This window comes from Dyella psychrodurans (assembly GCF_003363265.1).
GTDB classification, from domain to species: Bacteria; Pseudomonadota; Gammaproteobacteria; order Xanthomonadales; family Rhodanobacteraceae; genus Dyella_B; species Dyella_B psychrodurans.
Genome location: NZ_QRBF01000001.1, coordinates 876514 through 897900, shown reverse-complemented (window position 1 = coordinate 897900; position 21387 = coordinate 876514). Strand labels below are relative to the sequence as shown.

Annotated in this window: 19 protein-coding genes and 6 tRNA genes; 14 read left to right on the top strand and 11 right to left on the bottom strand. The window is 60.7% G+C overall.

What is annotated here, in order from left to right:
* Positions 1-275: 275 nt before the first annotated feature.
* From DWU99_RS04190 to DWU99_RS04175, 4 genes are all read left to right on the top strand, one after another.
* Complete coding sequence (locus DWU99_RS04190) at positions 276-572, top strand: HU family DNA-binding protein (RefSeq protein ID WP_484488886.1); 297 nt, start codon at positions 276-278, stop codon at positions 570-572.
* Between the two features lie 17 nt (positions 573-589).
* Positions 590-664, top strand: a tRNA-Val gene (locus DWU99_RS04185).
* Positions 665-670: 6 nt separating this feature from the next.
* Positions 671-747, top strand: a tRNA-Asp gene (locus tag DWU99_RS04180).
* Between the two features lie 97 nt (positions 748-844).
* Positions 845-2770, top strand: a complete 1926-nt coding sequence (locus DWU99_RS04175) for a SurA N-terminal domain-containing protein (RefSeq protein ID WP_115476718.1) — start codon at positions 845-847, stop codon at positions 2768-2770.
* A gap of 96 nt (positions 2771-2866) precedes the next feature.
* Here the strand turns inward: DWU99_RS04175 and DWU99_RS04170 are convergent, their stop codons facing one another.
* The 3 genes from DWU99_RS04170 to gloB all read right to left on the bottom strand — a co-directional run bounded on the left by DWU99_RS04170 (position 2867) and on the right by gloB (position 5758).
* Positions 2867-3649, bottom strand: coding sequence for an enoyl-ACP reductase FabI (locus DWU99_RS04170; RefSeq protein WP_115476717.1), 783 nt, complete (start codon positions 3647-3649; stop codon positions 2867-2869).
* A 100-nt stretch (positions 3650-3749) separates the two neighbouring features.
* Positions 3750-4997: a LysM peptidoglycan-binding domain-containing protein gene (locus DWU99_RS04165; protein ID WP_233510863.1), complete on the bottom strand. Its 1248-nt coding sequence runs from the start codon at positions 4995-4997 to the stop codon at positions 3750-3752.
* Positions 4994-5758: a hydroxyacylglutathione hydrolase gene (gene gloB, locus DWU99_RS04160; RefSeq protein WP_115477181.1), complete on the bottom strand. Its 765-nt coding sequence runs from the start codon at positions 5756-5758 to the stop codon at positions 4994-4996. The genes DWU99_RS04165 and gloB overlap by 4 nt, the downstream gene beginning before the upstream one ends.
* A gap of 202 nt (positions 5759-5960) precedes the next feature.
* Between gloB and DWU99_RS04155 the strand changes: the two genes are divergently transcribed.
* Genes DWU99_RS04155 through dnaQ form a run of 3 tightly spaced genes read left to right on the top strand, consistent with a single transcriptional unit; the run spans position 5961 to position 7827 of the window.
* Positions 5961-6638, top strand: coding sequence for a methyltransferase domain-containing protein (locus DWU99_RS04155; protein WP_115476716.1), 678 nt, complete (start codon positions 5961-5963; stop codon positions 6636-6638).
* A gap of 32 nt (positions 6639-6670) precedes the next feature.
* Positions 6671-7114: a ribonuclease HI gene (gene rnhA / locus DWU99_RS04150; RefSeq protein WP_115476715.1), complete on the top strand. Its 444-nt coding sequence runs from the start codon at positions 6671-6673 to the stop codon at positions 7112-7114.
* Entirely contained in the window at positions 7111-7827 is a 717-nt protein-coding gene (gene dnaQ / locus DWU99_RS04145; protein WP_115476714.1) for a DNA polymerase III subunit epsilon, read from the top strand. Before rnhA ends, dnaQ begins: the two co-directional genes overlap by 4 nt.
* Positions 7828-7848: 21 nt before the next feature.
* Here the strand turns inward: dnaQ and DWU99_RS04140 are convergent, their stop codons facing one another.
* From DWU99_RS04140 to ppsA, 4 genes are all read right to left on the bottom strand, one after another.
* Positions 7849-8550 carry a PP2C family protein-serine/threonine phosphatase gene (locus tag DWU99_RS04140; protein WP_158543231.1) on the bottom strand — a complete coding sequence of 234 codons (702 nt, stop codon included), beginning with the start codon at positions 8548-8550 and terminating at the stop codon, positions 7849-7851.
* A gap of 150 nt (positions 8551-8700) precedes the next feature.
* Positions 8701-8790, bottom strand: a tRNA-Ser gene (locus tag DWU99_RS04135).
* A gap of 76 nt (positions 8791-8866) precedes the next feature.
* Positions 8867-9565 (bottom strand): signal peptidase I, encoded by a 699-nt coding sequence (lepB, locus tag DWU99_RS04130; protein ID WP_115476712.1) that lies wholly within the window; start codon positions 9563-9565, stop codon positions 8867-8869.
* Positions 9566-9703: 138 nt separating this feature from the next.
* Entirely contained in the window at positions 9704-12076 is a 2373-nt protein-coding gene (gene ppsA, locus DWU99_RS04125; RefSeq protein ID WP_115476711.1) for a phosphoenolpyruvate synthase, read from the bottom strand.
* Between the two features lie 222 nt (positions 12077-12298).
* Between ppsA and ppsR the strand changes: the two genes are divergently transcribed.
* Both ppsR and DWU99_RS04115 read left to right on the top strand, forming a co-directional pair.
* Entirely contained in the window at positions 12299-13114 is an 816-nt protein-coding gene (gene ppsR / locus DWU99_RS04120) for a posphoenolpyruvate synthetase regulatory kinase/phosphorylase PpsR (RefSeq protein ID WP_115476710.1), read from the top strand.
* A 22-nt stretch (positions 13115-13136) separates the two neighbouring features.
* Positions 13137-13604 carry a DUF1249 domain-containing protein gene (locus DWU99_RS04115; RefSeq protein ID WP_115476709.1) on the top strand — a complete coding sequence of 156 codons (468 nt, stop codon included), beginning with the start codon at positions 13137-13139 and terminating at the stop codon, positions 13602-13604.
* A 68-nt stretch (positions 13605-13672) separates the two neighbouring features.
* Here DWU99_RS04115 and DWU99_RS04110 read toward each other — a convergent pair.
* From DWU99_RS04110 to DWU99_RS04100, 3 genes are all read right to left on the bottom strand, one after another.
* A tRNA-Asp gene (locus tag DWU99_RS04110) sits at positions 13673-13749 on the bottom strand.
* Between the two features lie 83 nt (positions 13750-13832).
* Positions 13833-13908: transfer RNA gene (locus tag DWU99_RS04105), tRNA-Glu, on the bottom strand.
* Positions 13909-13916: 8 nt separating this feature from the next.
* Positions 13917-13992 (bottom strand) — tRNA-Ala (locus tag DWU99_RS04100).
* 159 nt (positions 13993-14151) lie between these two features.
* On the opposite strand from DWU99_RS04100, the gene DWU99_RS04095 reads away from it, so the two are divergent.
* From DWU99_RS04095 to DWU99_RS04075, 5 genes are all read left to right on the top strand, one after another.
* On the top strand, positions 14152-15912 hold the full coding sequence (locus DWU99_RS04095) for a cation:proton antiporter (RefSeq protein WP_115476708.1): 1761 nt from the start codon (positions 14152-14154) through the stop codon (positions 15910-15912).
* Between the two features lie 173 nt (positions 15913-16085).
* Complete coding sequence (locus DWU99_RS04090) at positions 16086-16865, top strand: FKBP-type peptidyl-prolyl cis-trans isomerase (protein WP_115476707.1); 780 nt, start codon at positions 16086-16088, stop codon at positions 16863-16865.
* A gap of 149 nt (positions 16866-17014) precedes the next feature.
* Positions 17015-18364 (top strand): UDP-glucose dehydrogenase family protein, encoded by a 1350-nt coding sequence (locus tag DWU99_RS04085; RefSeq protein ID WP_115476706.1) that lies wholly within the window; start codon positions 17015-17017, stop codon positions 18362-18364.
* Complete coding sequence (locus DWU99_RS04080; RefSeq protein WP_115476705.1) at positions 18361-18573, top strand: SlyX family protein; 213 nt, start codon at positions 18361-18363, stop codon at positions 18571-18573. Before DWU99_RS04085 ends, DWU99_RS04080 begins: the two co-directional genes overlap by 4 nt.
* A gap of 29 nt (positions 18574-18602) precedes the next feature.
* Positions 18603-19163: a DUF2058 domain-containing protein gene (locus DWU99_RS04075; RefSeq protein ID WP_115476704.1), complete on the top strand. Its 561-nt coding sequence runs from the start codon at positions 18603-18605 to the stop codon at positions 19161-19163.
* A gap of 47 nt (positions 19164-19210) precedes the next feature.
* On the opposite strand, the gene DWU99_RS04070 is transcribed toward DWU99_RS04075, so the two are convergent.
* Positions 19211-21286 (bottom strand): 3-hydroxyacyl-CoA dehydrogenase NAD-binding domain-containing protein, encoded by a 2076-nt coding sequence (locus tag DWU99_RS04070; RefSeq protein WP_115476703.1) that lies wholly within the window; start codon positions 21284-21286, stop codon positions 19211-19213.
* Between the last annotated feature and the right edge of the window lie 101 nt (positions 21287-21387).

Genomic DNA, 21387 nt, shown 5'->3' with positions numbered 1-21387 from the left:
GACACGTTACGCGTGTCGCCTGTTTCATCTCGTGCAATACCGTTGTTAAACAACAGTTGCATGGTATGCGGCTGTGAATCTCTTTATGTCGATGAACCCCCGCAAAGCGTTGGTACTACTTGTATTGCGGACCCTGAGGGGCGCTGGTATAAAGGCTCACCGCCATCCTGGGGCTTCAGCAGAATGCACAGTGATGCGGGATCGCGTGGCAACGCCTTCCGTCAATCAATGATCCTTTCCTGCGTTGTCCCGTCCCAAACCTATCCGCGGGCCGAATACCTGTTCAAGGGAGTAACTCAATGAATAAAACCGATCTGATCAATGCCGTGGCCGAACATGCAGAGTTGACCAAGGCCGATGCCGGCCGTGCACTGGAGGCTTTCTTCGAAACCGTGCAGAAGGCGCTGAAGAACGGTGAGGATGTGTCGGTGGTTGGCTTTGGCACCTTCACGGTGCGCAGCCGTGCCGCCCGTACCGGCCGTAATCCCCGTACGAACGAAGAGATCAAGATTGCCGCCTCCAAAGTTCCGGCTTTCAAGGCTGGCAAGACGCTCAAGGACGCCCTAAACTAAGCGGCCCTATGGGGTCCGGGTGCTTAGCTCAGCGGTAGAGCGTCGCCCTTACAAGGCGAGGGTCGTAGGTTCGATCCCTACAGCACCCACCAGAATGTGGAGCGGTAGTTCAGTCGGTTAGAATGCTGGCCTGTCACGCCGGAGGTCGCGGGTTCGAGTCCCGTCCGCTCCGCCACGTTTTCCAAGGGCGCCCGTGTGGCGCCCTTGTTGTTTAGATTCATGCTGTCCAGGTTACGCGCACAAACGCGCCAACATCATCGCGAGAAGAACTCATGCTGCAGTCACTACGTGACAAAATACATGGATGGCCAGCCATTATCGTGCTGGGCGTTGCCGTATTTGCGATGTCCTTCTTCGGCATTGAAGGTTACTTCAGCGCTCAGGCTGATACCTTCGTCGCCAAGATCGGCAAGCGAGAGATCAGCCAGCAGCAGTTTCAGGACGCCATGAACGACAAGCGTCGGGAGCTGAGTACCCAGATGGGTGACCGATTCGACTCGGCGATGCTCGACAAGCCCGAGTTCAAGCAGCGCGTACTCGACCAGCTGGTCGGCCAGCAGGTGCTGTTGCAGGCCAACGATGATATCGGCATGCGCGTATCCGATCAGGCGTTGCGCGACACCATTGCGGCCATTCCCAGTTTCCAGGTCAACGGCAAGTTCGATCCGGAGATGTACCGCACCGCGCTGGCCGCCAACGGCATGACGCCAGACAAGTTCCAGGGCAACATACGCACCTCTCTGCAGATCGGGTTGCTTCCCGATGCCATCAGCGGAAGCACCGTCATCACCGATGCCGATGTCGATCGTTATCTGGAGATCGAGCGTCAGCGTCGCGACATTCGCTACTTCGTCCTGTCGCGTCCGGCACCGGCGGATAGCCAGGTGACCGATGCGCAGGTGCAGGATTACTACAAGGCTCATCAAGCGGATTTCATGAATCCGGAGCAGGTGTCGCTGAAATACATCGAAGTGAACGCGGCGGACCTGAAGTCCGACGCGCAGCAACAACCCAGCGAAGACGATCTGAAAAAGCGTTACCAGGACCAAATCCAGCGTTTCGGCATGCCCGAGGAACGCGAGGTTTCGCATATCCTCATCAACGTGCCGAAGAACGCGACGCCAGCGCAGCAAAAGGCTGCCCTGGAGAAAGCAGACAAGATCGCAGCAGAAGCCACGCCCGACAATTTCGCCAAGCTGGCGCAGCAGAACTCGGACGACGTCGGTTCCAAGCTGCAAGGCGGCGATTTGGGCTGGTTGCAGAAGGGCGTGACCAACCCTGCCTTCGAATCGGCGATGTTTACGCTGCAGAAGGGCCAGATTTCCAAGCCGGTGCTTTCCGACGAGGGTTACCACATCATCTGGCTGCGCGATGTCCACAGCGGCCAGGCCAAGCCCTATGCGGAAGTGCGCGACCAGCTTCTGAAGGAAGCCACGGCCTCGGACCGCGATCGCATGTACAGCGATGTGGCCGGCAAGATGACCGATCTCACATCGCAGAACCCCGGTTCGCTGGAACCGGCTGCGCAGGCGTTGCAACTCCAGATCAAGGAAGTACCGTTGTTCAGCCGTGCCGGCGGACAGGGGGCCGTTGCCTCCAATGCCAAGGCGATCGCCGCCGCGTTCTCCAACGACGTGCTCGTTGCCGGCAACAACTCCAGCTTGATCGACCTGGGCAAGAACGATTCCATCGTTCTGCGTGTGGACAAGCACGTTCCGGCCTCCCCGCGTTCCCTGGCGGAAGTGCACGACACGATCATTCAGAAGATCCTCGACCAGCGTATTGCCGATACGGCTCACCAGAAAGCCGACGTCATTGTTGATCGGTTGAGCAAGGGCGAGGACATCGCGACCGTCGCTCAGGCGGAGCATGCACAGCTGCAAACGGCAACCGAAATTCAGCGCATTCCGGTGCCGGGCCAGCAGGATGTGCCGATGTCCGTGCGGACCCAGGCTTTTGTGACGCCGCATCCGGCAAGTGGCAAATCGCAGTATGCGGATATCGCCATGGGCAATGGCGTTTACGCCGTACTCGCTGTGGACAAGGTCGAGCCGGGCGATTTGTCCAAGATCTCCGAAGATGAGCGTCGCGAGCAGTATCGCGAGATGATGCAGTACTACGGCCTTCTCGAAACGAACGGTTTCGTCGACATGCTGAAGGCAAACACCAATATCGAGATCGCCAAGGACAGGATGTAACGCGCCGGGCGTCGGAATCAGGCAGCGTCACAACGTGGCGTTGCCCAATAAAAAGGGCGACTCGGCGAGTCGCCCTTTTTTTCGATGGCAGAAGGCTTAAACGCCAGTCATGCCAAGAATGTTGTAACCAGCATCCACATAGGTGACCTCGCCGGTGATGCCGGAGGCGAGATCCGAGCACAGGAAGGCACCCACGTTGCCCACTTCGTCGATCGTGACGCTGCGGCGCAGCGGAGCATTGTCTTCCACGTGATCGAGCATCTTGCGGAAGTTGGCAATGCCGGCCGCGGCGAGTGTCTTAATCGGACCTGCGGAAATCGCGTTGACGCGGGTCGTCTCCGGGCCGAGGTTCAGCGCGAGGTAGCGCACATTGGCCTCAAGGCTCGCCTTGGCCAGGCCCATCACGTTGTAGTTGTTCAGCGCGCGCTCGGCGCCGAGATAGGTGAGCGTGAGGATGGCGCCGTTGCGGCCTGCCATCATCGGACGCGCGGCCTTGGCGAGCGCGGCGAGGCTGTAGCTGGAAATGTCGTGCGCGATGCTGAAGCCTTCGCGGGTCAGGTTGTCCAGGAACTGCCCCTGGAGTGCCTCGCGCGGTGCGAAGCCGATCGAGTGCACCAGGATGTCGAAACCATCCCAATGCTTGCCCAACTCGACGAACAGATTTTCGATCTGGGCGTCTTCGGCGACGTCGCACGGCAGGACGATGTTGGAGCCAAACGCATTGGCTGCTTCGTCGACGCGATCCTTCATGCGATCGTTCGGGTAGGTAAAGGCGAGTTGTGCGCCTTCGCGATGCATTGCATTGGCAATGCCCCAGGCGATCGAGCGCTGGCTGGCAATGCCGGTGATAAGGGCACGCTTGCCGTGCAGGAATCCCATGCGTCCTCCAATAGGTTGGTCAGTGCGCCGGTCGGCGCAGCGGCCGGAGTTTAGCAGGCATGGCCCGGCGGGGCTTCCATACGTCCAGGCATGGAAATGATCAGGGCGTGCCCAGCTTCAGAACTTCTCCGGGCTTGAGCGGCTTGCCGTGCAGGTTATTGAGGCGCTCAAGCGTGCTGACGCTCACCGAGTAGTGCTTTGCGATTTGCCACAGACTCTCGCCGGGGCGCACCGTATGCGTTCTCGCGTGATGCGGTGGCGTGGCCGGCTCGGGATCGTCCTGACTGGCATTCGACGTGTCCACAAACGGAGCGTGCACGGCCGGATCGTTCGACGTGGATGCGCTCGCCGTCATGTCCTGATCATTGGCCATCTGCATGGCACTGCGCAGTTGCTCGGCATTGCGATGCGGCATCAGCAACTGTGGAACGTTTGCGTTGAGCAAATCACTCTGAACGGCAGGGTTCAGCTGCTTGAGTGTTTCGGTCGGCATACCGGCATGGCTGGCAGCTCCCGACAAGGTCATGCCGTGGCTTACCTGCACGGTTTCCAGATGCTGGTCGGGTTCAAGCGTAGGCAGCTCGACATTGAAGCGCGATGGATCGCGAATGACGCAAGAGATGGCCAGCAACTTGGTCAAGTGCTCGCGCGTGATGCGCGAAACCGGCAGCTTGGGAATCGCGGGCTCCGGCGGTGGCTCGCCATATTGCTGCACCAGTCGTTGCACGCCGTACTCGCCATGATTGAACGCGTAGTCGACCAGACGCCAGTCGTGCAGTTGGTCGTGGTAGTCATGCAGCATGTGCATGATGCCGTCGGTGGACGCTGACGTATCTAGGCGACCATCGTAGTTGCGATCCACATGCAAACCGATGACGTGCGCCGTGCTCAGCACGATCTGCCACATGCCGGCGGGAAGATTGCGATGCCCGGGCACCGGTCGATATTGGCTTTCAACCCATGGAAGCAGCACGAATTCGCCGGCTACGTCGTACTTTTCCGCCACTTGCTGCACATAAATCAGCTGCGACAGCGCGCCATCCATCTGCGCTTCGAAGCGTTGCGGATTCTGCGTAAAGCGATGCGCCCAAACCATGATTTGCGGGTCGGCATCGCAATCGGCCATCGCGAAACTGCCGCGCAATTTGTCCCACACATTCGTCGCTTCGGCAGGCGAGGACGGCGCTGCTGAGGCAGACGGAGCGGGCGCTGTGGCGGATGCCGGCGATGGCGCAGGTGGCGTCGGTGCAGGCGTCGGTGTGTGCGCAGGACCTACGGTTGAAGGCGTCGCGCACGCGGCCAGCAGCGAAGCAAGCATGATGGGAAGAATTCGCTTCGCGGCTCTCATGCGCTGAACACATCCTTGGCAGAGCGCAACGCCGTAAAGCGGGCGACGGGATCATTGGCCGCACCATGTTGGCGGCACCAGTCCATCACGCCTTCGCTATCCACGCGCAGGAAGGGATTGCAGGCCAGTTCGCTGGACAGCGTTGCCGGTACGCTGGGACGGTGATTCGCGCGCAGCCGTGCGACTTCATCCACACGTTGTTTCAAGGCTGCGTTATCGGGCTCGACCGTTTGCGCAAAGCGACCGTTGGCGGCGGTGTATTCGTGACCGCAACACACCAGCGTGTCGCCGGGAAGCGAAGCGATGCGCCGCAATGACGACAGCATTTGCGCGGGCGAACCTTCGAACAGACGTCCGCAGCCCAGGCTGAACAGCGTGTCGCCGCACAGCAATACGCCTTCGCCGACGTAAACGATGTGGCTCAACGTATGCCCGGGAACAGCGATCACGTCGAACCGCGCAGACGGTTGCTCCAGGCGTAGTGTTTCACCGTCTTTCACGCGATGCGTGGCCACTTCGATCCGATCGTCATCCGGGGCGTAAACCGGAACGCGATGATCGTCGCGCAGACGGCCCGCGCCACCGATGTGGTCATGATGATGATGGGTCAGCAGAACAGCTCGCAGCGTGAGTTTGCGCGAGCGCAGTGCAGACTCCACCGGGGCGGCTTCGCCCGGGTCGACGACGATGGCGTTGCCCTCGCCGTCATGGAGCAGCCAAATGTAGTTGTCGGCAAGCGCCGGTAACGGTACGACGTGCAAGGCGTACTCCGCTGCGGTTTCGTATCGACTGGCGCAGGCGTCCGGCTTGCGCATGGCGGTCGACTATAAAACCCCTAGGGGAGGCTCTCGTTACGTACGTGTTAATCGAAATATAATTCGAACATTGTTGGGCCTTGGTTCGCCTTTGTGAAGCCAACCAGTAGACTCTTGTCCGACCCGCTCCGCGACAGGCCATCTCTCCATGCCCCAGCGTGCCCACGACATCTACGCAAGTACGCCCATGCGGGGCTTGCTGGCGGACGAAGCCGTTGCTTACACGCCGGATTTGCGGCGTTGCACGGGCAGTCGTGCGCTGCTGCTCTCAGCAGCCCTGGAGGACCGTCCGCCGAATCCGCCCTATCTTGGCCAGTGGGTCACGCTGCGGCTGACAGGGGACCGCATAGAGGGCGATATACGGGCAAGCGCCTCCGAACCGCTGCCTTTCTCCGATCATGCCTTTGATTTGATCTTGCTGCGCCATGCGCTGGAACCTGTGCCGCTGTCGCTGGACGATATCGTCCGTGTGCTGGCGCCAGGTGGCGTATTGGTGCTGACTGGCGTGAATCCGTTAAGCGGATGGACCCCTTGGTGGCTCTGGCAGACGCGCGGCACGGCTTCGCATGCCAAGTCTCCCATTCAGCTCGCGGCGCGTCTGCGCCGTTCCGAACTGCAGGTGGAGCGCGTCCAGCGGGTAGGACGGGTGTGGCCGATGCCGTCGGCCGGTCCGGGAGAGGCTTCCGGCTGGCTTGGAGGCGGTTACGTGCTGATCGCGCGCAAGAAAGGCCCCATGAGTGTGCCGACGCGGCTGCGGCCCAAGCCGGTCACGGCCCAGGTTCCGGCCGGCCTCGCGCCGGGAGCGCGCCGAAGCTCGGTCAGTTGAACACTACGAACAAGAACGTTGGAGCAAAACGAGTGGCGGATGTGGAAGCGTTTACCGATGGCGCGTGCCTCGGCAATCCTGGTCCCGGTGGATGGGCAGCACTATTGAGGGCAAAGGGGACAGAACGTCTGCTCAGCGGCGGCGAAGCGCAAACCACCAACAATCGCATGGAACTGCTGGCGGCGATCTGCGCGCTCGAAGCACTGAGCCGTCCTTGCACGGTGACGCTGACCACGGACTCGCGCTACGTCATACAGGGCATGGAAGAATGGGTGCCGCGCTGGATCAGCAACGGTTGGCGCACCGCGGACAAAAAGCCTGTGAAAAACCAGGATCTGTGGGAGCGGCTGGCGGCTGCGGTGGCGCGCCATAAGGTGAGTTTTAAGTGGGTTCGCGGCCATACTGGTCACGTCGAAAACGAGCGTGTGGATCAGGCCGCGCGCGAACAAGCCGAACAGTTTAGAGATCAGGCATGAGACAAATCGTTCTCGACACCGAAACCACCGGCCTTGAAGTACGCCAGGGTCATCGCCTTATCGAAATCGCCTGCGTCGAACTGATCGAGCGCCGACCAACCGGACGTCACTACCAGACTTACCTCAATCCGGAACGCGCGATCGATGAAGGTGCGCGCGAAGTCACCGGCATCGCCGACGAGTTTCTGCTCGACAAGCCGCGCTTTGCCGAAGTCGTGGATGAGTTTCTCGCTTTCATCGATGGCGCGGAGCTGATCATCCACAACGCGACGTTCGACGTCGGCTTTCTCGATTCGGAACTGGCGCGCGTCGGCGAAAGCTACGGCCGCATCGCCGATCGCTGCAGCGTGCTCGATACGCTGGCCATGGCGCGCGAACGTTATCCCGGTCAGCGCAACAGCCTCGATGCCTTGTGCAAACGCCTTGGCGTCGACAACTCGGCGCGCGATTTGCACGGCGGCTTGATCGACGCGCAGCTTCTGGCCGACGTTTATCTGGCGATGACTTCAGGCCAGGTCGTACTGGATCTCGGCTTCGAGGGCGCAACCGATGCGGGCGTCCGCACGGTCGCTACACCGGTGATTCTGTCGCGTCGTCCCCGCGTATTGCGTGCGAATACCGAAGAAGTCGACGCGCATCTGCGTCGCCTCGATGCATTGGACAAGAGTGCGGGTGGGCAATCGGTGTGGCGACGACAGGAATCCGAAGCGTGAATGCGCTTTCGCGTCAGCGCATCAACGGACGCGCGCGAGGATGGCAGTGACGTTGTCGCTGCCACCATGGTCGAGCGCAGCCAGCAACAGGTGATCCACGCATTCCTGCGCAGCCAGTTCCTGCCGGCTCACCATGTCGGCAATGGCCGTATCGCTGACCTCCTCGGTCAGACCATCGCTGCACACGAGAAAACTCATGTCCGGCGAAAGTTGACCTTTCGCCATACTGATGTGCAGCTGGTCCAGCGCCGTAATGCCCAATGCCTGGGTCAACACATTGCGGTAAGGGTGGCGCGATGCTTGCGCTTCATCAATCGTGCCGGCGGCGACCAGACGCTGCACGAGCGAATGATCGTGGCTGACTCGCCGCAGGCCGTTGTTCCACAGATAAATGCGGCTATCGCCCACCCAGGCTATGTCGTATGCCTGTTCGGAAAAACGAACAGCAGCGACCGTGGTGCCCATGGGTAAAGCGTCGTCGTAGCGCTGCGCATGCTCAAGCACCTGGGCCGCTGCGCCGTGTACGGCTTCAGCGAGGGATTGGCCGCTGCGAATCCGTTCCACGATCGCATCGCGCGCCAGCGCGGAAGCCACTTCGCCATGCTGATGTCCGCCCATGCCGTCGGCCACCAGAAACAGGCCAAGTGCTGCGTCGGCGTAATAAGTGTCCTCATTGCGCGTGCGGCGCAATCCGACATGGGTTCCGTGTCCGAATTCGATCATGGGCATCCGCCGGGTGGATGAGCGCAGCATGCCGGATGTGGATGCGTGGCGCAAAAAAGAATTCATAAGACACGGCAGTTGGGAGCGTTCGGTGATCGGAAAGTGAATCCCTGAAATACAAAACGCCCCGAGCGGGGCGTTTTGTATAACTGGCGGAGAGGGTGGGATTCGAACCCACGGTGCGCTTACACGCACGCCTGATTTCGAGTCAGGTACATTCGACCACTCTGCCACCTCTCCGAACGGGTGCGTGTGGTCCACGCGAGCCGGTCATGATACGTGCTGGACGCGGCCCTGACAACTGGCGCCCGGCCGTTCAGCGGCTTCCCGCGCCGTTGTATCCGTCCAGACGGGCTGCAAAGCGTCTTTCGCGTGGCAGGTAGTGATTGTCGGGGTCCAGCGACATCGCTACGTAGCGCGAACGCCCCACGATTTCGTCGCGTGGGAAGAAGCCCAGGTAGCGGGAATCCTCGCTGTTGTCGCGGTTGTCGCCCAGCAGGAGATATTTGCCCGGGGGGACGGTGACAGGCCCGAAATCGCGAACTTCGCTGGGGTGGTAGCGCGACAGCCTGACCAGGTGCTGCATGCCATCGACCTGTTCGACGGCGTAGCGGGCGGGATCCCGTTGATCGTCGTGGATGCCCTGCACCAAAGTGGGTGTGTAGCGGGCGGCCACGCCATTGATGTAGAGAACATTCGAGCGCATCGCGACTTCGTCTCCGGGGATGCCGATCACACGCTTGACCAGACGCTCGTTCGCCGCATGCGAATCGAGCACCACGATATCGCCGCGTCGCGGGTCGGCCAGATGAAGCAGTGAGATGTGCGTAAGCGGAAGACGGATATCGTAAGCCGCCTTGTCGACCAGGATCCGGTCGCCGATCTGGATCGTGGGTTGCATGGAGCCGGTGGGCACGACGTTCCAGTCGGCCAGGGCGCTGCGGAACATGATCATGCAGAGCATGAACGCGATGAATCCTTTGTTCCTGGAGAGAAAGGACGTCAAACGGCGCATGGGACACTCCTGTTTGCCGGTGGCGGGATCGCTGAACCGTTTCTTGTCGTATGTGGACAACACGTTCCCGATCTAGTTTCCAGGCACAAAAAAGGGGCGGTGTCTCCACCGCCCCAGAGTGTTGCATGTTGCCCGTAATCAGCCGGCTTTTCGCTTGGCCAGACGCAACCAGGTGTCGACCACCGTATCGGGGTTGAGCGATACCGATTCGATGCCCTGATCCATCAGCCATTCGGCAAGATCCGGGTGATCGGACGGTCCCTGGCCGCAGATGCCGACGTACTTGCCACGCTTGCGCGCCGTCTGGATGGCCATCGACAACAGCTTCTTCACCGCCGGATCGCGCTCGTCGAACAGGTGCGCGACCACGCTGGAGTCGCGATCCAGGCCGAGCGTGAGCTGGGTGAGGTCGTTCGAGCCGATCGAAAAGCCGTCGAAGATGTCGAGGAATTCATCGGCGAGCAGGGCGTTGGACGGCAGCTCGCACATCATGATCACCTTCAGATCGTGCTCGCCTCGCTTGAGACCGTTCTTGGCCAGCACTTCCACCACTTTGCGACCTTCATCCAGCGTGCGCACGAACGGAATCATCACCCACACATTGGTGAGGCCCATCACTTCGCGTACGCGCTTGACGGCCTTGCATTCCAGGCCGAACGATTCGGCGAAGCCCGCATCGACGTAACGGCTCGCACCGCGATAGCCGATCATCGGGTTTTCTTCGTGCGGTTCGTAACGCGAACCGCCGAGCAGGTTGGCATATTCGTTCGACTTGAAGTCGGACAGACGCACGATCACCGGCTTCGGATACACCGAGGCGGCGATGGTGGCGATGCCTTCCGCGAGGCGATCGACATAGAAGCTCACCGGATCGGCGTAACCGGCGATGCGTGCGTCGATCTTCGCCTTGGTTTCTGCATCCTGCTTGCTGTATTCGAGCAGCGCTTTCGGATGCACGCCGATGTGGCTGGCGATGATCATTTCCAAACGCGCCAGGCCGATCCCGCCGTTCGGCAGCATGCCGAAGTCGAAGGCGCGTTCCGGGTTGGCGACGTTCATCATGATCTTGAGCGGCGCTTCAGGCATCGCGCCCAAATCCGCTGTCACGCGCTCGAATTTCAGCTGACCGTCGTAGATCGTGCCGGTATCGCCTTCGGCGCAGGACACGGTCACATCGTGACCATCCGGGATGGCGTCCAGCGCGTTGCCGGTGCCGACTACGGCTGGCACGCCAAGTTCGCGCGCGATGATCGCGGCGTGGCAGGTGCGGCCACCACGATTGGTGACGATCGCCGAGGCGCGCTTCATCACCGGTTCCCAATCGGGGTCGGTCATGTCGGCAATGAGTACGTCGCCGGGCTGCACCTTGTTCATATCGGCGAGCGAACGAATCACGCGCGCTTTGCCCGCGCCGATCTTCTGGCCGATGGCGCGGCCTTCGGCCAGCACCTTGCCTTTCTCGCTGAGATGAAAGCGTTCCAGCTGCGTGGCATGTGCACGCGACTTCACCGTTTCCGGACGGGCCTGCACGATGTAGAGCTTGCCGGTGTTGCCGTCCTTCGCCCATTCGATATCCATCGGGCGGTCGTAGTGCTTTTCGATCACCAGCGCCTGCTTGGCCAGTTCCTGCACATCGGCGTCGGAGATGCAGAAGCGGTTGCGGTCCGCCGCCGGCGTTTCTTCGATGCGCACGCGCTCACCCGGTTTGTTCGAGTACACCATGCGCTGCTGCTTCGCGCCGAGGCTGCGACGCAGCACGGCCGGCTTGCCTTCCTTGAGCGTGGGTTTGAAAACGTAGAACTCATCGGGGTTCACCGCCCCTTGCACGACCATTTCGCCGAGGCCGTAGGAACCGGTGACGAACACCACGTCGCGGAAGCCGGATTCGGTGTCCAGCGTAAACAGCACGCCGGACGCGCCCACGTCCGAGCGCACCATCAACTGCACGCCGGCCGAGAGGAATACGTCTTCGTGCTTGAAGCCCTGGTGCACGCGGTAGGCGATCGCGCGGTCGTTGTAGAGGGAGGCGAAGACTTCCTTGACCTTGTGCAGCACGTCGTCGATGCCGACCACGTTGAGGAAGGTTTCCTGCTGGCCGGCGAAGGACGCATCCGGCAGGTCTTCCGCCGTGGCGGAAGAGCGCACGGCAACCGCGATGTTGTCGCTGCCGGCGTCCTTGCATAGTTTGACGTAGGCCTCGCGGATGGCGTTTTCCAGGTCGGCGGGCAGGGCGGTGTCGACGATCCAGCCGCGGATCTCCTTGCCCCCGGCGACCAGTGCGTCGACGTCGTCCACGTCCAGCGTGGCCAGCCGTTCGGCGATCCGCTTGGAAAGACCGCTCCTTTCGAGGTACTGCTGGAAGGCATCGGCGGTGGTGGCAAAGCCGCCGGGAACCGAGACCCCCAGCTGGGCCAGGTTGCCGATCATCTCGCCGAGCGACGCATTCTTGCCGCCCACCTTGCCAAGGTCGGTCATGCGCAGTTGGTCGAGCCAAAGCACCAGGTCGTTCAAGGGAGTCTCCTCAGAGCACGAATTAATGGCTGGGAGCGGCGTGGGGAAGTCGGGCCGCATAAGACTGGTATTGTCCGCTGCGGATGGTGCATGGCACAAGAAGACCAATGAAGCCCGACACCGCGCCAACTGCATACCAGTCAGGTGATAGTCAAGGAAAGACACGTGTTCGCGCTTGCGATATGGTGCAGGGCAGGAACCACTCTCGCCCACGGACCTTGCATGCAGCGCTCGGTGTTTTTTATCTCCGACTCCACTGGTATTACCGCCGAGACGATCGGAAACAGCATCCTTGCCCAGTTTGAAGGCGTTCAGTTCGAAAAACACCGGCTGCCGTTCATCGACAATGCGCAGAAAGCCGAGGCGGCCGCGCTGCGCATCAAAACGCGGTACGCGCAGAGCGGGGACCGACCCATCGTGGTCAACACCATGGCCGACCGGGCGCTGTGCGACATCGTTGCCACCAGCGGCGCGCTGATGCTGGATGTGTTCGCGCCCTTTATCGGTCCGCTGGAAGACGAGCTGGGCACGCGCCATTCCGGTGCCGTGAATCGCTCCCACGGCCTGGTGGATTTCGCCAAATATGAAGCGCGCATCAACGCTACCAATTACGCGCTCAGTCATGACGATGGTCTCGACGTGGACTATGCGCAGGCGGACTTGATCCTGGTCGGCGTGTCCCGGTCGGGCAAGACGCCGACCTGTCTCTATATGGCCTTGCATTACGGCGTCAGCGCCGCCAATTACCCCCTGACCGATGAGGACCTGGAAAAGCTGGAACTGCCTTCGCGCCTGCGCACCTACAAAAACCGCCTGTTCGGATTGACGATCGAACCGGCGCGGCTGGCGCAGATCCGCGAGCAGCGGCGCCCGGGCAGTCGTTATGCCACGCTGAAGCAGTGCCGGTGGGAGCTGGAGCAGGCCGACCGGCTTTTGCGGCAGGCGGGTATTCCTTGTCTTAACACCACGCACGTATCGATCGAAGAGATTGCGAGCAAAATCTTCGATCAGTTTGGTATAGAAAAAACCATGTTCTGAGAAGGGAGACTGTTTCGCATCTATGAGTGTCGTACTCGACCGCCGCACCGCCCTGTTGCCGGGACGCTTTGAGTTCCTGATGGGGCTTTATGCCGAGAATTATCATCGGCTGACGCGTCTGTTTGCGCCGCAGAAGCTGGCGGTGGGCGACTACGTGTCCGATGTGGATGACGGGTTACCCGTGCATATGGTCGTGCAGGAGTGTCATCCGTACACGCTCGAACTTGAACTGACCTACGGGTTTGTCGATACGCAGACTGGTCTTCGCGCACCGTCGGCGCAATTGCGCATGTATACCGATGCACACGTGGCGGAGGCCTTGCATTGCCATCCGGGGCGTCATCTGTGGCAGGTACTCGGACCTTTTCCGCCTGCGCACACGGTATTCCAGCATCGCTTGCAGATGAACGGATTTCTGGCGCGCTGGCTGGAATACCTGGGAGAGCAGGGCCACTCGAGCGGCACGCTGGAGCCTGCGCTGAAGAAGTAGCGGTATCGCAGGCAACAAAAAAGCCCGCGCGATGGCGAGCTTCTTGCGATAACGATCTTGCTAACAAATGGCGGAGCGGACGGGACTCGAACCCGCGACCTCCGGCGTGACAGGCCAGCATTCTAACCGACTGAACTACCGCTCCGCGTTGTGTACTACCTTCCAGCGCTGCAACACACTAAGTCCATTTCCAACTCGACGCGGTGGCCTTTCGGCTATCGGTAAAGTTGGCGTCCCCACGGGGATTCGAACCCCGGTCGCCACCGTGAAAGGGTGATGTCCTAGGCCTCTAGACGATGGGGACGTATGTGTTGGTGGAGCCAGGCGGGATCGAACCGCCGACCTCCTGCATGCCATGCAGGCGCTCTCCCAGCTGAGCTATGGCCCCGCCGCTGGAAGCCCGAAAGAATAGGATGGGTTCAGAATTCCGTCAAGCGTTTTTTACAAAAAAACACACTGCTTGATGAACCGTATGCGCCTCCCCGGTGCGCAGTCACAGCATCGCTTCGGTTTAAGCTGTGGTCGAGACATGGACGCGGGGTGAGGCATGCACGATATCGGTTTTATTGGCGACCTTGCGCTCGTGATGCTGGTGGCCGGCGCCACCACGGTGCTGTTCCAGCGCCTTCGGCTGCCGGTGTTGCCGGGCTACATCCTGGCTGGCGTGCTGATTGGTCCGCATACGCCGGGTGTGTTGGTCGCCGATCCTCGTGCTATCGCCGATATTTCCAATCTTGGCGTCATCTTGCTGATGTTCACGCTGGGCCTGGAGTTCAGTGTGCGCAAGCTGCGCCAGGTGGGAGGCGGACTGCTGCTGGTGACGGCGATCGAAGTCGGCTTCATGCTTTGGGTCGGCTACGAACTTGGTTTGCTATTTGGCTGGAGCAATCGGAGCGCGTTGTTTCTCGGCGCCATCATGGCACTGTCGTCGACCATGGTCGCCACGCGCACGCTGGTGGAGGGCGGTGTTCGTCAATGGCCGTTTGCGCGATTCGTCGTCGGCATGCTGGTTGCCGAGGACATGCTGACCATCGTGATCCTCACTTTGCTGACCGCGGTGGCGATCAGCGGAACGGTGGTGACGCAGACGGCATTCAGCATCATCGGACATCTGGGTTTGTTCGTGATTGCCGGCATGATTGTCGGGTTGCTGCTGCTGCCGCGCCTGGTCGACTACATCGCGGGCTTCGATCGCGATGAAACTCTATTGGTAAGCGTGCTGGGCATCTGTTTCGGCACGAGCTTGCTCGCGATATGGCTCGGTTTTAGCGGTGCACTCGGTGCTTTTCTCGCCGGAGCCGTGGTGGCAGAAGCGCGCAATGCACCACGCGTAGTGCATTTGGTTGAGCCGTTGCGCGACATGTTCGCGGCGCTGTTTTTTGTGGCGATTGGCATGAAGATCGATCCGACACAGCTTTCGCATTACGCGTTGCCGGCAGTGCTGGTCGCGTTGACCGTGATGATCGGCAAGACCGTGGTATGCACGGTCGGCATGTTCTTCATCGGCCACGATCCGCGTACGTCGTTGCGTACTGGGCTTTGCATGGCGCAGATCGGCGAGTTTTCGTTCGTGATCGCCACGCTGGGGCTTACGCTTCGTGCGGTGGATGATTTCATTTATCCCATTGCTGTCGCCGCTGCGCTGATCTGCATGCTGGCTTCGCCTTATCTGCTTCGCTCGGCCGATCTGCTGGCGCGCGCGGGACGACATGTACTTCCACGTCCTTTGCGGTTGCTGGTGATCAGTTACAGCGGATGGCTGGAAAACCTGCGGCCCGTGGACGACAACGCGACACTGGCGGCGATGTTTCGGCGATTGCTGTGGCACATAGCCGTAAACATCGCATTGGTTGTCACGTTGTTTGTCATCGGAGCGTACGTGAATGCGCATAACGCGCATTGGTTCGTTAACTGGGGGCTCAATCTGGAGATGCGTCACTCGGTGATCTGGGCGTGCGCGTTGTTCTTGTCGTTGCCACTGCTGATTGCGGTCTACCGCAAAGCCGAAGCCCTGGGCATGTTGCTGGCCGAGTTGGGTATCAGCGAGCGCTTTGCCGGATCGTATACGCAAGCTATCCGGCAGGTTCTTGCGAGGCTCATACCGTTGGCGACGTTGCTGTTCCTGGCCATTCTGGTCGGCGTGCTGGGATCTGCGATTTTGCCGCCACGCGGTGTAGCGCTATCGCTCATTGCGGTATCAGTGGTGCTCGCGATCGTTCTTTGGCGAGGACTGGTGAAGGTGCATGCGCGATTGCAGGCGGCGCTTCGTGAAACCCTTGAAAAGCCGTCATCCGCCGGTCATGAATGAATCTGAATGCGATAGGGCGCACAGTCGTCGCGTTGAACCTTTATGTGAACTGATGGTCAATTCCTGAACGTCGTTGCCAAGACCGGACAGGACACCGCACAATGCGGGGCCAGCCTCCATTTGGGGGAGGTCCGACCGGCACGCCGGCATATCCAATACACGAGGGAGTTCAAATGAAGCATTTTCTGCGACCCACGCTGACGGCGGCCGCTCTAGCCGTGGCGCTGGGCCTGACCGCTGGCGCGCAGGCCCAGACATCCAGTACTGCAGCGACGGGTACGGTCGACAAGGCCAAGGCCAGTCAGCTGCTCGGCTTCCAGATGGCCGGCCAGATTCCTGGTCCGATGCGCGAACTGGTGGATCCGGCGACCGTCGGTCAGGCCGTCACGGCTGCTCTGTCCGGTCAGAAGCCGTCCATGTCCGAAGCCGAAGCTTCCACGGTGTGGAAGGGCTTCATGGCGGAATTCCAGGCCAAGGCCAAGTCCGAATACGACACTGTCTCGGCGAAGAACAAGGCTGACGGCGACGCCTTCCTGGTCAAGAACAAGAAGGTTGCAGGCGTGAAGACCACGGCCTCGGGTCTGCAGTACCAGGTGCTTTCGCAGGGCACCGGTGCGCGTCCGGGTCCGAACGACACGGTCAAGGTCAACTACACCGGTACCTTCATCAGCGGTGACGTGTTCGACTCTTCCACCAACAACAATCCGCCTGGCCCGACCGCGATCCCGCTGGCTCGCGTTATCCCGGGTTTCCGCGAAGGTCTGCAGCTGATGCAGGTGGGTGGTCACTACAAGCTCTTCATCCCGGCCAACCTTGCCTACGGCGCGGAGCCGCAGCGCAATTTCCCGCCGAATGAAACGCTGATCTTTGACGTCACCCTGGTGAGCACCGGCCCGACGCCGGCTGGTGGTGCTCCGGATGGTGCCCCAGGTGGCAATGCTGGCGGGCAGTAATCACTCGCACATCGCAGGTAACAAACGAACGGGGCGCGAAGCGATTCGCGCCCCGTTTCTTTGCGTGCGCCGCATGCGCGGCTGACACTGGGGTTTCTTATTTGCCCTGCTAGAATCGTCGGTCACGAACGAGGTTTTGATCTCATAAGATGAAAGTCACCATTTTCGGAACCGGTTATGTGGGCCTTGTCACAGGGGCCTGTTTGGCGGAGATGGGTAACCACGTGGTCTGCGTGGATATCGATGAAGACAAGGTAAGCCGCCTCAACCGAGGCGAAATACCGATCTTCGAGCCCGGTCTGGAGCCGATCGTGCGACGCAATCACGCCAATGGGCAGCTCCAGTTCACGACCGAGGCTGCATCGGCCATTGCTCACGCGCAGATCATTTTCATTGCGGTGGGTACGCCGCCGGACGAAGACGGCAGCGCCGACTTGCAGTATGTCCTGGCCGTGGCCAGGGACATCGGTCGCCATCTGGATCGCTATACGGTGATCGTCAACAAATCCACGGTACCGGTAGGTACGGCCGATCGCGTGCTTAAGGCTGCAGCTGATGAACTCGCGGCGCGCGGCGCGAACATAGCATTCGACGTGGTTTCCAATCCCGAATTCTTGAAAGAAGGCGATGCTGTCGAAGACTGCCTTCGTCCAGATCGCATCGTCATTGGAAGTTCCAGCGAGCGGGCTGTCGAATGGCTGCGCAAACTCTATGCGCCGTTCAATCGCAATCATGATCGTACAGTCGTCATGGATGTGCGTTCCGCCGAGCTGACCAAGTACGCCGCCAATGCGATGCTGGCGACCAAGATCAGCTTCATGAACGAGATCGCCAACATTGCCGAGCGCGTTGGCGCGGATGTCGAGCTGGTGCGTCAGGGTATCGGTGCGGACCCGCGCATTGGCTATCACTTCATCTATCCGGGTGCCGGTTATGGCGGCTCGTGCTTTCCAAAGGACGTGCAGGCGTTGGAGCGCACAGCGCGGAGCGTGGGGTATCAGGCGCGTCTGCTGGATGCGGTCGAAGCAGTCAATTACGACCAGAAGAGCAAGCTGTTCGAATTCATTCAGCGCCATTTCGGCGGCAACATAAGCGGTCGAACCGTTGCGTTGTGGGGGCTGGCATTCAAGCCGAACACCGATGACATGCGCGAGGCTTCGAGCCGTCGTCTGATAGAGGCCTTGTGGGAGGCGGGTGCGAAAGTACGCGCCTATGATCCCGAGGCGCGAGAGGAAACGCAGCGTATTTACGGGCAACGCGATGATCTGGTGCTGTGCGACAACGCTTACCAGGCACTGGAAGGGGCCGATGCGCTGGCCATCGTGACGGAATGGAAGGCCTTCCGCAGTCCGGATTTTGCACGCATCCGCGATCTGCTCAAGGAGCCGGTCATTTTTGACGGGCGCAATCTGTATGAGCCCAGGGCCGTCGAAGATGCCGGACTCGCGTATTACGGTATAGGGCGCGGGCGCAGCGTGCTGCAACCTGAGTCACCATGAGCACCCACGAACAACGATTGACCGAGCTGGAAGTACGTCTGGCATTCATTGACGAGGCCGTACAAGGGCTGGTCGCTGCGGATGCCGAGCAATCCATGCGCATCGCGGCATTGGAACGCCTGGTTCGCGACTTGCGCAGTGAACTGGCATCGGTGCGGACGGGGCAGGGGCACAATCCGCATAGCGAACCACCGCCTCCGCACTATTGAAACGCAACAGGTAATATCGGATTTAGATCATGGTCGATTCACTGCGAGATCAGCTGCTGAAGAGCGGCATCGTCAAACAGCTCAAGGACGAGAAGCGTCAACAGCAGCCCGCCCCGAGGCCGAATGTTCCTCAGGGAAAAGGCAAGCCGCCGCATAAACAGCGGCCTGCGCGCAACCATCAGGAAGAAATCGACCTCGCCAAGGCCTACGCGATCCGTGCGCAAACGGAAGCCACCGAACGCAAGCGCGCGGAACAGGAAGCCGCCGAAGAGGCACGCCTGAAGCGCGAACGCAGGGCCAAAGTGCAGCAATTGCTCGAAGGCAAGGCACTAAACAAATCGGACGTCGACCAAGTCCGTCATTTCGAATATGGCGGCAAGATCCGTCGCGTGCATGTCGATGCTACTCAGCTGGCCGAGCTCAACGCGGGCAAGTTGGGTATCGTCCAGTTTGGCGGTCGCTATCTGTTGGTCTCGCAATCCGTCGCGGAACAGGTGCGCGATATCGACGCCCACCTGTTGGCGCTGCTGGTAAATCCTTCAGCTGGTGGCTTCGGCGAAGACGGCGTACCGGACGACTTGATGTGGTAAGCGCAACGCGAAGTTGCCCGACGGCAGCTTCGCGTTGCGTGGCGTGATCAAGCGCCGGATGGAAGCTCGAATCCGCTCTGCTTCAAAGCGGGGTGATCCCATCCGTTCTTGGGCATGAAGCGTTCGCCGTAACGCTTCGCCAAGGTTTCGAGTTTCTGGCGAATGTTTTCCGCGCCTTCACTGCGCACGTACTGGATCGGACCGCCCCGGAAAGGAGCGAAGCCGGTGCCGAAGATCACGCCCGCGTCCAGCAGATCCGCATCGTCCACCACGTTGTCGCCGAGGCAGGACACCGCTTCGTTCACCATGGCGAGAATCATGCGGTCCTGCAGGTCCGGCGGTGGGGTGTAATCGGGATCGACCTCGGGTTTCTGCGGCTTGCCGTCGTGCCAGGTGTACAGGCCCTGGCCATCTTTCTTGCCGCGCTTGCCGGCTTCGAGCCTGTCCTCGAGGCCGGGTGGAAGCTCCAGTCCCAGAAATGGCGCAAGCTCCCGGCCGACCGAGGCGCATACGTCCAACCCTACCGTGTCGGCCAGCTCGATCGGTCCCATCGGCATGCCGAAGCTCTTGGCCTGCTTGTCCAGCACGGGACCCGGTACGCCTTCGTTGTAGAGGCGCAGTGCTTCGAGCAGGTAGGGCATCAGGATGCGATTGACCAAAAAGCCGGGCGTACCTTTGACGGCCACGGGCAATTTGCCGATGGCTTTGCAGAACGCCAGCGCACGTTTTTCGATGGCCGGATCGAGTTGTTCATGACGCACCACCTCTACCAGTGGCATCTGCGCGACGGGATTGAAGAAGTGCAGGCCAAGGAATCGCTGCGGTGCTTTCAATCCCTTGCGCAATTCGTCGAGCGGAATCGACGACGTGTTGGTGGCGAGGATTTCGTTGTGCTGGAACTGCGGTTCGATAGTCGCGTACAGCGATTCCTTGGCTTGTGCATTCTCGAAGATCGCTTCGATGGCGAGGTCTGCGTTAGCGATGCCCGCCCCTTCCACGTCGGCGCGCAGGCGACGGCTCGCTGCCTCGATTTTTTCCGGCGTCTTGAGTTTTTTCTCGTACAACGCACGAGCGCGATCCAGCGCAGGCTGGATGAATTTCATCTCGCGATCCTGCAGCGTGACGTCGTAACCCTTGAACGCGGCCCAAGCTGCGATATCTCCACCCATCACGCCCGCACCGACGACATGCACGCGACGGATGTCCGGATCCACGCCGCCACCCTGGCCCTTCAGGCGTTCCTGCAGGAAGAAGATGCGAATGAGGTTTTGCGCAGTCGATGTTTGCGCAAGCTTGGCTACTGAACGCGCTTCCAGCTTCAGGCGCTGGTTGATATCGCTGCCGCCGCGCTTCCATACATCGATCAGGGCAAAAGGCGCCGGATAGTGCTCCTTGCGCACCTTCGCCGCGGTCTGCTTTACGACCATGGGGGCCAGCAGCTGCCTGGCCAGCCACGTATTGGTTGCCCAGGCGCCGGCACGCTGTGCAAAGGGCCGTGCATGCGGATGGCGCAACAGCGCGCGCGCTTCAGCCATCAGCTCCTCAGGGCGCGCCAATCGATCGACTACACCCAGGCTCTTCGCCCGACGCGCCGAAAGGGCTTTGCCGGTCAACATGATGGGCAGCGCTTCCAGAGCGCCAATCAGGCGTGGAAGGCGCGCCGAGCCACCCCAGCCGGGGTGAATGCCCAACATCACTTCGGGCAGGCCGATCCGTGTCTTGTCGTCGTCAGCGGCGATGCGCTGACTGCACGCCAGGATGAGTTCCGTGCCGCCGCCCATGCATGCGCCATGCACGGCCGCCACCGTGGGACAGGGCAGGCGCGCCAGCGCTTCGAAGACCCGCTGGCCGTTTTCGATGTTTTCCAGCACGGTGCCGTGCTTGGCGTATTCGACAAATTCCTTGATGTCCGCACCGACGGCGAACCCGTTGGATTTGGCCGAATGGATGATGACGCCGTTGGGTTTTTCGATGGCCAGGCGTTCGACGATCTGGCCCAGTTCGTCGAGCACTTCTCGCGAGAACGCATTGACACTGCTGTTGGCGCGGTCGAGCGTCAGCGTGACGATGCCACTGTCGTCCAGGCTCGTCTTCCAGTGATTGAAGCGCAATCCTTCGAACATGGGGATAGGGGTATGGTCGGGAAGCGCCCACCTTACCGTCCCGCCGCCGCGATTGCGAGACGCCTTAGAGCCTGTCCTCATCGTCCACGTAACCGCGTTGC